This is a genomic window from Leptolyngbya sp. GB1-A1 (assembly GCF_039962475.1).
Lineage (GTDB): Bacteria > Cyanobacteriota > Cyanobacteriia > Elainellales > Elainellaceae > Leptolyngbya_A.
Genome location: NZ_JAMPLI010000001.1, coordinates 65,483 through 79,953, shown reverse-complemented (window position 1 = coordinate 79,953; position 14,471 = coordinate 65,483). Strand labels below are relative to the sequence as shown.

The following is a 14,471-nucleotide window of genomic DNA, read 5'->3' as shown; positions in this document are numbered from 1 at the left end:
TCCGATCGATTATTGTTTATGCTGTTTGAAATTAATAGAGCTGTTTCTGATGTCTATAGTGGTTGGATTGTCTGGAATTCATTCCTGGCGTTTATTCCGCTTGTTCTGAGCTTTGTTTTATTCAAGCGGCAAAGCCGGGTGCGTCCGGTGTGGTGGTGGGTGCTGCTTGCGGTGTTTATTGCGTTCCTGCCAAACGCCCCTTATATGCTGACTGATATCATTCACCTGATTCGGGGCACTCGTGCAGGGCTTTCCGGCTGGGTAATTGCGCTAGTACTCATTCCGCTTCATGTTGGCGCAATGCTGGCAGGGTTCGAGGCATACGTGATTTCGCTGCTCAATGCGGGACGCTATCTTAAACGCCAGGGAGCGAGGCAGTGGGTACTAAGGACAGAACTGCTGGTACATCTCCTCTCAGCGGTCGGCGTTTATCTGGGTCGATTTCGTCGGTTTAATAGCTGGGATCTGGCAGTCGCCCCAACCGATGTGGTGAGATCTACGCTGAACGACTTGACCTCCAAACAACCGATCGCCGTCATCGTAGTCACGTTTGTTGTATTGACCATCTTCTACTGGGTCATGAAGCAGATCACCCTGGGACTCTATTTACGGATTCGCTATGCCCGTGATGGCAAAGATGTCCTGATCTAAAGTTGTTTTGTAGTAACTGCGCTCAAGCAGGGTCTAGCCGTTGCCGATCGCAACCAGTTCGGTTTCCGACTCGAGTTCCACCTCCCAACTGGACAAGCTGGCTAGCCGATCGATCGCCTGATCGATAAGCGTCAATCCCTGCTCCAGCGTTTCCATCACTGCTAGCTTGCCGCGCAAATCTGCCGCATCGGGAAAGCCCTTGGCGTACCAGGTCATGTGTTTCCGTGCCTGACGAATACCGCGATCGCCCTTGTATTCCCACAGCATTTGCAGATGATCTCTGGCGCACTGAAGCCGCTCGATCGGAGTCGGAGGCTGACGCAGTTCCCCAGTTTTAAGGAAATAATCCACTTCGCCCACTAGAAAAGGATAGCCCAGCGTTCCACGCGAACACATTACTCCATCTGCACCCGTCATTTCCAGACAGCGAATTGCCGCTTCCACGGAAAAAATGTCTCCGTTGGCAATCACCGGAATAGACAGCGCCCCTTTCACTTTCGCGATCCATTCCCAGCGCGCCGAACCGTTGTAGCCCTGAGCGCGAGTCCGACCATGCAGCGTCAGCATTTGTGCGCCTGCGTCCTGCATTCGCTGAGCAAACTCCACGGCATTAATTTCGCTTTCGCTCCAGCCGATCCGCGTTTTGACGGTTACAGGGACGTTGACTGCTTTGACGACCGATCGCACAATCTCCCCTGCCAACTCTGGCTGCCGCAGTAGCGAAGAACCGCCCCCGTTTTTGGTGATTTTGTTCACCGGACAGCCCATGTTGATATCGACAGTATCCGCTCCCTCATCGACCGCTTTTTGCGCTGCTTCTGCCAGAAAATCCGGGCGACAGTCAAAAAGCTGAATGCTGATCGGTCGCTCCTCTGGATCAATTTCCATAATCTTTGGCAACTGCTTGACGTAGTGCAGTCCCGTCGCGTTTACCATTTCGGTGTACATCATCGAATCCGGCGCATAGCGACGCACCAGCCGCCGAAATACTAGATCGGTCACACCCGAAAGGGGCGATTGCAGTACCCGACTCTTCACCTCGAAGCTGCCAATCTTGAGCGGAGTGGAGAGCCTTGCTTGAAGACTGGGAGAGAGCGTGAGCATGGTTCTAGGAGAATTGGGTCTTTCTGATTGTATCGCTGGGAGGGTGGATGGGTGGGCTACTTGGGTTCCCAGCAATCGTTAGGGTCTCGATTTCAGAAAGTGCAATTGGCTTGTGCCGCCCGATCTAGGCCTGATCTAGGACTGTGAGCGGCATCACTTCCCACACCCCTAATTCAAATCAAAGGAATTAATCTCCATGGCATCCCCCGATTCTTCGGGTAAAATCCGCAAGCGAATCGTTCGTGAAAAGGTACTCTCCGGGTCACCCAGGCTGATTTCTAGGACTTCACTCGTGAGGGAACTCAGGTGATTGAGGAGCGATCGAAGCTGGGGCGTGCTGGAGCCGCTATCGAGGTAGACTCGTTCAGCCAGGGTGTTCAGTCGTTTCCAGGTGGTATAGAGTTTGGCGATCGTTTGTTCGAGCTGGGCGGCGTGGTTGACTAAATCGGCAGTGCTGTTGAGGCATCCGATTCGCAGGGCTTCTTCCAGCGCGGTTTCCAGATCAAGGGAGTTCTGGTTGAGTGCCTGCACCTGAACAGCTGCACTGAGATATTTTGCCAGATAGCGGGCTTCGGAGGTGACTTGCTTCACCGTGTCCACGTCTGGATTTTCGGCAATTTCGCTTTTAAGAACGGTTTGATGCGCTTCGGGCAGCTTTTCCATTTCCTTCACAAGTGGAGCCAGATAGCGGGTAGGCAGGGAATGATCTGCCGCTTTTTCCTTCACCGTTTCGGGCAGCAGATCGGAGGTGATTGCCGTCCATTCGTCAGAGAGCTGGCGCACTTCTCGGCGGGTAATTCGATCGCCTTTACGAGCGGCATCGCTGACCATTTGCTGCACTTCGGGAGCTGCCTGAGCAGTTTCTAAAAACGCCCGTTTGCTGAACTGGTTCACGTCTTCTGGTTCCAGCATTCCTTCTTCTAGCAGCGTGTCAGCACTGTTTGCTAGCTCGATCAGGGAATACGCCTGAGTCTTGCTAATATCGCGCTCCTTCAGCCAGTAAAGGAAACCTGCGCCCCGACCATCGCCGCTGCGTTTTTCCCGATTGCGTACCGCTCGCAAAATTCGCCCCCGCCAGATCTCCGTTTGCAGGTCAAACCGATCGCACACTAACCAGGCGGCATCAATCTGCTTCTGAAACTCAGCTTCCGAAACGCGATCGTCCTCTGGATCGGGAAGCTGAAAGTTGAGATCGAGTCCATCAATTGCTTCGGGCAAACGCGAATGGACTGGAGAAAAGGTCGGCTCGTCGGTCGAGTCAAACGAAGGAAGTACTTGAACCATAAATTAAGTCGATCGCAGCCGAAGTATTATGACACACCTCGGCGGACGGTCAAGTAGTTAGATCTCTATATCTAGCGTTAGAAAATTTAATTTTGCTCGATGGACGGTAAGGATAGTTAACCTCCTTTTAGCCAATCCCCAGCCAGATGAAAACCTGACGCAGCACCAGCACCGAAACGGTCAGGCAGGCGATAAAAATCAGCAGGAGCCCCAGCAACAGCAGCAGGGCAAACCCCCGATTTTGTGATCGACGACCGGGCGGCACGATCTGAAGGTGGTCTTCGAGCAGGCGGATATTGCGAACGTTCGATTTCCAGGTCGCGTCAAAGAAATCGCCCACCAGGGGAACCGTGCCTACTAACGTTTCCAACACAATATTTGAAACCATCTGGGTCAGAACTGCCTTAGAAGCCCCCAGACGTGCCGCTTCCATCACAATATAGGCAGACAGCAGCAGCCCCGCCGTATCGCCTCCACCCGGAACTAGCCCAATAATCGGATCAAGCCCAATGCGATATTTCGTGCCGGGAATGCCGATCGCACTATCGAGCAGATGGCTCAATTGTCGGAGACGCTGTAAACGATTGGCAAAGGAGGCAGACGCAAGAGGAGGCATGGCAGGCAGTTAGCAGAATATCAGGAAAAGAATACTAAATTCTTTAGAATTTGCGCGACTGCTATAGGGCAGATTTTAGCGTAGGAAGATGGTATTGCTAATAATTTTGAGAAATGGTTTGAGCAGGGTTTAACCCCATCATTCGCTTGAGCAATCTTTTTCGTCTCTAGTTTAATGAAGCGTGTGAGCAGTGGTGCAATATCACCTGCTAAGTCCAATTCCGGTGCTTAATCGGCAATGTCAAACAAACTAAATTCATCTTGATTGCATCTTGATTGCATAAATTCTCCACCAGGGTTTCTGGGACTCCCTTTAGGTCAATTTGTTTTGACTCAAACTGAACTTAATAGTGTTCACAGCCTAATTGCTTCACACGAACGCAGCGCAGTAGCGACCTAGCAAACTAAGTCATAAATAGATTTAGAAAAATGTTATGCAAAGGCTAAACCTCGTACAAGATATTAAGATTTACGACAAACTTTGGAGATTCCCTGACTCCCAGCCGCTCTACCATGCCAATTAACCCTTAAGCCCTGAGAATAGGAGATACAGGGTTTGGATGCCCCCGTTCTGGCTCTGCTGAATCCTGTGTACTGTGAAGGGGGTTCATATTGTGGTTTTACAAGCTTCTCAGGGAACCGATAATCGCTACGAGTCTCTGACTCAGACGATCGCTCGGCAACTACTTTCGGCAACCCGTGAAAATCGATCGATCTTTGCCCAGCTCCGCGATCAAATGCGCTGGGACGACAAGCTGCTGGGCTGGGCGATGGAGAATCCTGGCTTGCGGGTACAGCTCTTTCGCTTTATTGACTGCTTGCCTGCATTGCGGAGTAAGGCAGAAATTGCGCGTCACATGCAGGAATATCTCGGCCAGGAAAACGTCGAACTGCCTGCTGCGCTGAAGGGAATGCTGGGCTTTGCTGCCCCCGATTCGCTTCCCGGACAAATGGCGGCAACGACGGTATCCACTGCGGTAGAAACGCTGGCGCACAAATATATTGCTGGCGAAACGATCAAGCAGGTGATTAAGACGATCGAACAGTTGCGGAAAGAAAAGATGACCTTTACGGTCGATCTTCTAGGCGAAGCGGTAATCACCGAAGCCGAGGCACAGTCTTATCTCGATCGCTATCTGGACTTGATGGAGCAGCTCACCGAAGCCTCAAAACGCTGGTCTACTGTGGAGCAGATCGATCGCGCTGATGGGGAAGAATTGCCCAAAGTGCAGGTGTCTGTGAAGCTGACCGCATTTTATTCTCAGTTTGATCCGCTGGACGAAAAAGGCAGTCAGGCAAAAGTGACGGAACGGGTGAGAACCCTGCTGCGCCGCGCCGGAGAACTGGGGGCGTCGGTTCACTTCGATATGGAGCAGTATCAGTATAAAGACATCACGATCGCCATTTTGAAGCAGCTTTTGATGGAGCCAGAATTCCGCGATCGCTCTAATATCGGCGTGACGCTTCAGGCCTATTTGCGCGATACCGAGGCAGATTTGCGCGGTTGGGTCGAATGGGCAAAACAGCGCGGTAACCCGATCTCGATTCGTCTGGTGAAAGGCGCGTACTGGGATCAGGAAACGATCAAGGCAAACCAGCACGAATGGGACGTTCCTGTGTTCTCGCACAAGATTTCGACCGACGCTAATTTTGAAAAGCTAACGCGCATTCTGCTGGAGAGTCACGAATATCTGAATGCGGCGATCGGCTCTCATAACGTGCGGTCCCAGGCTTATGCAATGGCGATTGCCCGCGAGCTGAACATTCCTCGCAAGCGGGTCGAACTACAAGTGCTGTACGGCATGGCAGACAAGCTAGGGAAAGCTTTAGTAGATCAGGGTTTTCGGGTGCGGGTTTACTGTCCCTACGGCGAACTGATTCCCGGCATGGCGTATCTTATCCGTCGTCTGCTAGAAAATACTGCAAATACGTCATTTCTGCGGCAAAACCTGGAAGAACGTCCGGTTGAAGAACTGCTGGCGCCCCCAATATTGGTTGAGGAAAATGGAGCAGCGATTCAAAACGGCAAGTTTCACAATGCCCCCGATACGGACTATGCAATCGTCGCAAAACGTGATCAGGCACTCGATGCGGTTCAATCAGTACGGCAGCAGTTAGGCAAGAGTTATTTACCGTTGGTGAATGGCGATCGCGTCAACACCCTGGAAAGCTTTAACTCGCTCAATCCCTCGAACCCCGACGAAATCGTTGGACAGGTGGGACTCGCCAGCACTGAGCAGGCAGAGCAAGCAATCCAGGCAGCCAAAGCCGCATTCCCGGCATGGAAGAAAACCCCGGCAAGGCAACGCGCCAACATCCTGCGGAAAGCAGCCGATCTGATGGAGCAGCGACGGGCAGAACTCGCAGGCTGGATGGTGCTAGAAACCGGAAAGCCCCTAGGTCAGGCAGATCCAGAGATTTCGGAGGCGATCGACTTCTGCCGCTTCTACTCAGATGAAATGGAACGACTCGATCGGGGCGTCAATTATGACGTGGTGGGCGAAACGAACCGCTATCACTACCAGCCGCGTGGCATTTCGCTGATCATTTCCCCCTGGAACTTCCCCCTCGCGATTCCGACCGGAATGACTGTGGCTTCCCTGGTAGCGGGTAACTGCACGATCCTGAAGCCTGCGGAAGTGTCGTCGGTGATTGCGGCAAAACTAGCGGATATTCTCGTCGAGGCGGGAATGCCCAAAGGTGTGTTTCAATACCTGCCCTGCAAGGGTTCGACCGTGGGTTCCTACATGGTGAAGCATCCTGACGTTCACATGATCACCTTCACCGGATCGCAGGAAGTCGGCTGTCGCATTTACCGGGAAGCGGCAGAGCTTCAGCCGGGACAAAAACATCTGAAGCGCGTCATTGCCGAGATGGGCGGCAAAAATGCCGTCATCGTAGACGAAAGTGCCGATCTGGATCAGGCAGTGGCAGGCGTGGTTTATTCTGCCTTTGGCTACAGCGGTCAGAAATGCTCTGCCTGTTCGCGAGTAATTGTGCTAGAGCCAATCTACGAAACCTTTGTGAATCGTCTGATCGAAGCTACGCGATCGCTCAATGTGGGCGTAGCCGAATCTCCCAGCACGCAAGTCGGACCCGTGATTGATGCCTCGGCACAAAAACGCATCCGCGAATACATCGAGCAAGGCAAACAGGAAGCCACTCTCGCGCTTGAGCTGCCCTCCCCTGAATCGGGCTACTTTGTCGGACCCGTTATCTTTACAGACGTTTCGCCCACCGGGACGATCGCTCAGGAAGAAATCTTCGGTCCCGTTCTGGCCGTGATGAAGGCGCAAAATTTCGATCAGGCGATCGAGATTGCAAATGGCACAAACTTTGCGCTCACGGGCGGCTTATACTCCCGCACCCCGTCCCACATCGCTAAAGCCGAAGCCGATTTCGAGGTAGGCAACCTCTATATCAACCGCCACATTACAGGCGCGATCGTTGCCCGTCAACCCTTCGGTGGCTTCAAACTCTCCGGCGTTGGCTCCAAGGCAGGCGGACCTGATTACCTGCTGCAATTCCTCGAACCCCGCCACATCAGCGAAAACATCCAGCGTCAGGGATTTGCCCCGATTGAAGGTGCAGAACAATAGATTTGCTGATGGTTGAGTAGATGGTTAAGTGAATGGTTAAGTGAGGCGGTCGCTCTTTTTCTGTGAAGAAGGGGCGATCGTTTTTTGCGATGGATCAAAGATGTTTTTATCGCTTTCTCCCTCTTCTCCGGAACGGCTTGAAAAATCCTGACTTAATTGCTCCTAAACTTGAGAAATACGCTGTTCCGTAGGGAATCTAGAAATAGGTAGGGCGGATCGGTATTAGGTTTGCGTTGAATGACTCGACGAACGCTCCACAGGCTGTAGCCGATTGACCAGGCTAAGTCCGCGATCGCCCCATAGAGCCAGCCATGATTTTTCACAAAGTATCGTCGGCGCGAATTAAAGACGTATTGGGGTAATCGCTTGGGAATTGTATCCTGAACAGTCACTCCGGTGCTTTGACCTGCGATGTGCATGACCCTGCTTTGGGGAACGTACCAGCACGGCCAGCCTGCCCGTTTTGCCTGGAGACAGAAATCTGTTTCTTCGTAGTAGAGGAAATAGTCCTCATCCATCAAGCCGATCGACTCAAACACCTGCCGCCGAATCATCATGCTCGCACCGGGAAGCCAATCTACTTCTTCAGCCTCTTCGGTCATGGGTCGGGCGATGACCCACTTTGAGAGCAGCTTGGAGACAATGCCGAGGCGCAGTCCGCTATCCAGTTCACTCCAGATCGAGGGAAATCGAAACGTCGTCGCCCAGGGTTTTCCTTCCCGATCTTCAAAGCTGCTCCCCGTAATTCCCACGGTGGGATGCTGTTCCATAAAATCGACCAGTGCCCTCAAAGCACCCGGACGCACTTGAGTATCAGGGTTGAGCAGCAGGTAATAAAGGGGCGGATTGGGAGATTGCAGCGCGGGACGGATTGCCAGATTGTTGCCGTAGGAAAAGCCACCGTTGTGCTTAGAGGCAAGAACAGTTGCCCATGCTTGCCAGCCATGCTGATCAATCGCAGACTGAATCGCTTCGACCGAATAATCTCCGGAGTCATTGTCCACGACCACGACTTGAGTACCCGGCAGCGATCGCACTTCGCTTTCGAGCGACTGCAAACAGTCAACCGTTAATCGGGCGGTGCGATAATTCACGATGACGACGAGTAAGGAGCAGGAAGCAGTGGAATGAACAAGGGTTTCCATAGTAATTTGGGATTCAGGAGACACAATTAAAATCAATCGGTAGACACAATCTCGGCATTTACATCAGTTGTTGGTTGTCGATTGCTGTGGCTGAGATGAGGTTTGTACTTCGCTCGACTGCGGGCTGAGAAAACTCCAGATAAAAGCACTCTCATTCATCTCCTGACCCGGCTTAACCAGATTGTCTCCACCAGAGATCGGATCATCGCCCCATCCGTGGGTGCCTCCCTCGATCGTGGAAAGCACGACCCGGGTTTGATTGGCACACTGCTCATAGGTCTCAAGCTCTAGATGAGGATTTTGGGGCAGCGATTTCCGCACCGCTTCGGCAGAACAGCGATTATGTGCCTTCCAAAACTTCACCGTATCCGGCAAGGAGAGCAGTGCCTTTCCCGGCTCAACCGGGGGAATCAGATCGTCCTGAGTGCCGTTAATAAGCAGTACCGAAATGGGTTTTGTGGGGTTGCAGGTGGTTGATAGATTGGTTGGCATCGCGGATGCTACGGCGGCGATCGCCGTCACTCGATCGCTCAACTCACAGGCTAATCGCTGGGCAAACATTCCCCCATTAGAAAGACCCACGATATAAATCCGGCTGCGATCGACGGTATATCGCTGGCTCAGCTCATCAATCAGGGCTGCAATAAAACCCACATCATTCGAGGTATCGGGACCACTTCCGCGCCGGGCGTCCCAGTGTTTTCGAGGTGGCAGAGCATCAGGATACGCCACAATGAACCCTTCTTGATCGGCAATCTGATTTAGTCCTGTGACTTGTTCCATTGCCTGACCATCCCCTGCAGCCCCGTGAAAGGCAAGCACAAGTGGGGTTGGCTTTTCCCCTGTGTAGGCAGATGAAACGTGCAAGTCATAAAGCCGTTTCGAGTCGCCCACCTGGAGAGCAGCGTCAGCATCTTTTCGGGGCTGAGAGGCCTGATAGTGCCACAGTGCTTTACGAGCAGCTCTAGCCGAAAGCAATAAACAGGCTCCAAGCACGACGGCAACGCTTAAATGCACCAATTTTCTTTTTTCTTTCATGGGATCAAGAGACGAATGTTTGTAAGTCAGCTTGAAAGTCAATCTATAAACGGGAATTGAGCTGCATTAGAGGAGGTTTGAACAGTGCGAATGGGGCAAGTGCGAATGGGGCGAGTGTGAATGAGACGAGTGTGAATGGGGCGACCCGAACTGCCTGCTCGGATTTGCTGCTTTGCCCCAGATTCTCTAAGATGCAAGGGAATATTCTATTTCTCCTTCTCCGATCGCATTCTCTGAAGCGTCTTCAGATTGCTCTTTTACAAGTTGATGAGACGGATGGGCGATCGCTGCATTAATGGCTGCATCAATATATGCCTGCATTGTTTCTGCCATAACCTGCACATTAGGCTGTTGCAGCATGCTGGAATGCCCGCCGGGAATATCATACGCCTTTACTCCATTTGTCACGCGCTGTTCCCAACCCAAGAGCGGATCGCTAAACAACTCGGAATAGGGCGTGTCATCGATCAACGTGCCTGCAAACGCATCGCTTTTTTGGGTCGCCCGGAAGAGCAAGACTTCGCCCTGATATTGCTTCTGGGGAATGTAATCTTTTCCAGCAAATTGAAACACGGTTCGTGGCGAAAGCGGCTGCAAACATTCGGGTAATTTCATGCCGCGATCGAGACAATGCCTGAGCAGTTTGACCTTTAAGGTGTTGCTGGTTTGATTAATTCTAGATTCGACTTCGTAGGCAAGCACATTGCGGCTCTTCTTTGCCAGCGCAAGCATTCCCCGAAGCAGACGTTGCTTTCGATCCAGGTGTTGATGCTTGCCAAATGATTGAGACAAACTGTTGAGCCGCCGACTGGCAATAACCCCCGATCGCTTTGCTGCGGCGACATCGGCTGCATCGATTAGTCCCACCATGCCGATCGTTTGTCCCTGCTGCTGCAACTGCAACGCCATTTCAAACGCTAAAATTCCGCCAACGCATAAGCCATTGAGAAAATACGGACCCTCCGGCTGAATTGCTCGAATCTGCTTCACGTAGTAGGCTGCCATATCCGTAAAGCGGGTGTGCAGAACCGAATGCCCTTTGCTGCTGTAGGGCTGAATGCCATACACCGGATGCCCTGGTTTGAGGCAATGAGCCAGGTTGCGATAGAGCAGAATTTCTCCATCTCCATCATGAATAAAGAAGATGGGCGGCTCAGATCCACCTTCCCGCAGCAGCACCAGGGAGTTTTGAATTTCCAGCTCTTGGGTAGAACTCAACGAGGCTGCCAGTTGAGCGATCGTCGGAGCCGTCACAAAGGCACTCACGGGAAGCTTTTTACCCAGTTTGGCTTCAATTTGAGTCACCAGGGCAACCGCCAGCAGCGAATCTCCACCGAGTTCAAAGAAATTGTCTTGAACGCTGATGCGTTGAATTCCCAGCGTTGCCTGCCATAAATCTGCAAGCTGTTGTTCTACCGCATTGCGCGGGGCAAGAAAGGGACGAGAACCTGCTAGATTTTCTGGTGAGGGCAAAGGTAACGCGCGGCGATCGACTTTCTGATTCGCATTCAGGGGCATCGCCTCAAGCACAATGTAGGCGGCAGGCAGCATATAGCCGGGCAGTTGGGTCGCCAGGAATTCCCGGATTTCGCCAATCACGGCAGTCTGAGGCTGATCCCCGACTAAACCTGCATCTAGCACGATGTAGGCAACCAGGCTCTTTTCCCCACTGCCCAAATCATGAGCAGCAACCACGCCATCCTTGACACCGGGTAATCGACGCAGCATCGACTCAATATCGCCCAGTTCAATCCGAATTCCGCGCAGTTTGATTTGAAAATCTGCTCGACCCAGAAATTCCAGATTGCCATCGGCTCCAAAGCGTCCTAGATCGCCCGTTCGATAAAACTTGTGTCCATCGATCGCGACAAACTTCTCCTGAGTTAATTCTGCGCGATTTAAATAACCCTGCGTGACGCCTGCACCCCCGACATAAATTTCACCGGGAACGCCGATCGGCACTAAGTTCTGCTGAGCATCATAAAGACGAATCACAACATTGTTAAACGGTTTACCCACCCGACTTTTCGCGATCGTTTGATCACGGGGTACAGGAAATGTGGCGCAGAGAGAACTCACTTCACTACAGCCATACAAAACGCCGACGCTGGCATTGGCAAAAGCTTTTTTTAAGTCTTCTAGCAAATCAGCAGGAACAATATCGCCGCCTGTAAATACATGTTTTACTTTGTGAAATTTTTGGATGTCTAGTCCTTGTTCCTGGATGTAATTCACCAGTCTCCGCATTAGGCTCGGAACCGTATGCAGCATTGTTAATTGTTCCAACGTTTCAGCGAGCCGGGGAAAATCTAAAATATGTTCCCGTTCTAAAACAACCAGCGTTCCGCCTGCAACGAGCGGCGAGAGCAGTTCAAACAAAGAAATACTAAACGTAAAACGGGCGATCGCAGGGATAACATCCTGCTGATTAAATCCAAGTTTTTCTTGAGTTGCCAGAATGTAGTTGATTAAATTCCGGTGACTTGCCATGACACCTTTGGGTTTTCCAGTCGTGCCGGAGGTGTAAATAATATACGCGGTCTGATCCAGGTCAACCCCGTTCTGAAGAGGGTGTGCCGGAGAAGCGCGAATTGTTTCCTCACTTTGGTCAAAACAAATCACATGAGCTGTCGATTCTGGTAGATGAGGCAACAGGCTGGATTGAGTCAGAATTACTTTCGCCTGCGTATCTTCGAGAATGACTGCAAGCCGTTCTGCTGGATGGGTCGGGTCGAGGGGAACATAAACTCCGCCCGCTTTGAAAATTCCCAGTAAAGCAGTGCCAATCTCTAAACAGGGCTGAATGAAAACCGCAACGCGATCGCCCGCAGCCACGCCTAAATGATTGAGATAATGGGCAAGCTGATTTGCACGTTCGTTCAGAGCGGCATAAGTAAGCGATTGATCCTGAAAACGCAGCGCGATCGCCTCAGGTGTTTCCTGTGCAAAAGACTCGATCGTCCGATACACGGGAACCTGCGGATAATCAGCCGTTGCGCCACGCCATTCTACTAAGAGCTGATGCTGTTCGGCAGCGGTCAGCAAGGGAAGCTGTGAGATGGAGCAGGCGGGCGATTGTTGAATTCCAGTCAGGACGGTCTGAAAGTGACCGCACAGACGCTGCACGGTTTCCGGCGAAAACAAGTTCGCGTTATAGAGCCAAATGCCTGCTGCACCCTGCTCTGATGGCACGACGACCAAGTGCAGATCTGCATCATCATCGAATTCGTGACTGTGGTTCTGGAGCCAGGTTATGCCGTGGTCAGGCGTCTCAAACGGACAATCGCCGCTTAAAAAGGTAAGGGCAACCGGGCACTGCGATCGTGCTAAACCTGTCTGCCCTGCCGCAGCATCTTGTTCAAGGATTGCAGAACTCTGCTGCATCAGCGTCTGAGCCGATTGCTCGATCACGATTTGACTGCAAGTTTGAGAGCTGGCTTTGATGTGAATCGCATCTGCATGGATATCAACCAAATTGACGCCCACCGCGATCGTTTCTTGCTGGGTGTAGCGAGCAAGCAGTACTTTGAACGCAGTCAGAATAAGCGATTTCTCATCGATCGGCTCTGTTTGATTCTCGCTAATTGGCGATCGATTCCAATCCTCAGAGAAGACAAAGGAATGGTATCCCGGTTGATAACAAGTAGCCGGAGTTTTTGCAAAATCGCTGGGCAGTTGCAAAATTGATACTTCCTCGTTGCTCAGTCCGTGGTCATGCGGGTGAGTGGATGAAGAGGCGATCGATGTGCCTTGAGCAGTTGCCGTCGGAGAGCAATTTTGTGCTTCCAAGCCCATTACAGTTTCTGAATCCGGTGCAGGCGTTGCCAATGTCTCGTCGAGGCGATTACTGCTCATAAATCCTTATTTGTAGCTTAAATCACAGGGAATAAATGAAACTGACGTAGATGTAATCTCAATACGGGAATTTCCGTATCTTTTGTAAGATTATTAGCACGCTGTACTGATGAGCGTCTAGCTACCAACCGCAAGTTTACGGAAAGGATACATAGGGTTTTTGGGGGCTATGCCTGAAGCAATTAGCAGAACTCCTTGAAATGAGGCACTTGGTGGAGCCTTCCAGGTTCTACAAATGGCTGTCATTTATTTAGATAAGTATGAATTACCGATGATGCAGTACTACTTAACACGCTCTTTAAGCTCTAGAGGACTGTGGCTCAGTGAGTTCGCGACCCTATCACGGCTTTTGCAAAATTTCTCCTCACCCTGAACATTTCTCTCCCATTCGATCAGTAAATGTATCAGTTTTTACATTCTGAAATCTCTGTTTTTTAAAGCGAGTTTGAAGAGTCTTGGGAGGATGCACAAAAGAATGTGGATTCCGCTGATATCTTTGACAAAGTAAAATCCGGATGGAGACTCCGTTTCAAGGAAGATTAAAAAGGAAATGGGCAACTGAACCCAATCGCGCTAATCCCCTCAGAGCTTCCGAACCCTGTGTCAGAAAGTAATAGAAGTTAAATCACATTAGTGAGTGACTAAAGTTCCAGCCAACCTGTTTTGAGCAGCCCTCTCCGGGAAAACCACACCTCGCAGTTTAACCTCAACTTCACAGGTTGAGCCTCGGCTATAAAGTTTCCGTGTAACCACTGGTGCTTTAGAGAACCTCTTTCTAAGATTTACACATAGCAAATCAGCCTACGGATAGACGCGAATACGCATTCCCGAATTTTTTTGAGATTTCCTGAGATTGAATTGCTTATGGTCTACAAGGAATTCATAAGGACAGAGGGAATCCCTTGAAGTAAAGCTAATTTGGTTTGTCTTTGTCATTGGTTGTCTTTCCCAAACTCTTTACTTCGATTCGTCAATCCCTGTATTTGCAATTGATATCACTGAATTAGGTTCTTGGCTTTAGGGCAGTAGGGGTCACTGTAGCCAATCCGCTGAGAACAGAGTATAGGGGTAGAAGCCCTGTGTAAGGCAAAGTCTCATTGCTGCCCCGAATGCACCCACGCAGGCAGCAATCGCCCTACTTAGAACCGGAAATTGCCAAATTTTTCAAGGTGTATCTTTA

The 14,471-nt window shown here is 51.1% G+C and carries 8 protein-coding genes; 2 read left to right on the top strand and 6 right to left on the bottom strand.

What is annotated here, in order from left to right:
• Window positions 1-18: 18 nt before the first annotated feature.
• The gene (locus NDI45_RS00325) at window positions 19-651 is read left to right on the top strand and encodes a DUF1361 domain-containing protein (protein WP_348245969.1); all 633 of its coding nucleotides are present in this window, start codon (window positions 19-21) and stop codon (window positions 649-651) included.
• A 33-nt stretch (window positions 652-684) separates the two neighbouring features.
• Here NDI45_RS00325 and dusB read toward each other — a convergent pair whose 3' ends face one another.
• From dusB to NDI45_RS00310, 3 genes are all read right to left on the bottom strand, one after another.
• Window positions 685-1,755, bottom strand: coding sequence for a tRNA dihydrouridine synthase DusB (dusB, locus tag NDI45_RS00320; RefSeq protein WP_348245737.1), 1,071 nt, complete (start codon window positions 1,753-1,755; stop codon window positions 685-687).
• Between the two features lie 168 nt (window positions 1,756-1,923).
• A complete protein-coding gene (locus tag NDI45_RS00315) occupies window positions 1,924-3,039 on the bottom strand; it encodes a hypothetical protein (protein WP_242067341.1) in 1,116 nt (371 codons plus the stop codon).
• Between the two features lie 127 nt (window positions 3,040-3,166).
• Window positions 3,167-3,655, bottom strand: coding sequence for a DUF4112 domain-containing protein (locus tag NDI45_RS00310; RefSeq protein WP_190792075.1), 489 nt, complete (start codon window positions 3,653-3,655; stop codon window positions 3,167-3,169).
• 613 nt (window positions 3,656-4,268) lie between these two features.
• Here NDI45_RS00310 and pruA point away from each other — a divergent pair.
• On the top strand, window positions 4,269-7,253 hold the full coding sequence (gene pruA, locus NDI45_RS00305; RefSeq protein WP_190792074.1) for an L-glutamate gamma-semialdehyde dehydrogenase: 2,985 nt from the start codon (window positions 4,269-4,271) through the stop codon (window positions 7,251-7,253).
• Window positions 7,254-7,405: 152 nt separating this feature from the next.
• Here pruA and NDI45_RS00300 read toward each other — a convergent pair whose 3' ends face one another.
• The 3 genes from NDI45_RS00300 to NDI45_RS00290 all read right to left on the bottom strand — a co-directional run bounded on the left by NDI45_RS00300 (window position 7,406) and on the right by NDI45_RS00290 (window position 13,291).
• On the bottom strand, window positions 7,406-8,398 hold the full coding sequence (locus tag NDI45_RS00300; RefSeq protein ID WP_348245736.1) for a glycosyltransferase family 2 protein: 993 nt from the start codon (window positions 8,396-8,398) through the stop codon (window positions 7,406-7,408).
• A gap of 63 nt (window positions 8,399-8,461) precedes the next feature.
• On the bottom strand, window positions 8,462-9,436 hold the full coding sequence (locus NDI45_RS00295; protein WP_348245735.1) for a PHB depolymerase family esterase: 975 nt from the start codon (window positions 9,434-9,436) through the stop codon (window positions 8,462-8,464).
• 186 nt (window positions 9,437-9,622) lie between these two features.
• Window positions 9,623-13,291 carry an amino acid adenylation domain-containing protein gene (locus tag NDI45_RS00290; protein WP_348245734.1) on the bottom strand — a complete coding sequence of 1,223 codons (3,669 nt, stop codon included), beginning with the start codon at window positions 13,289-13,291 and terminating at the stop codon, window positions 9,623-9,625.
• Window positions 13,292-14,471: the final 1,180 nt, after the last annotated feature.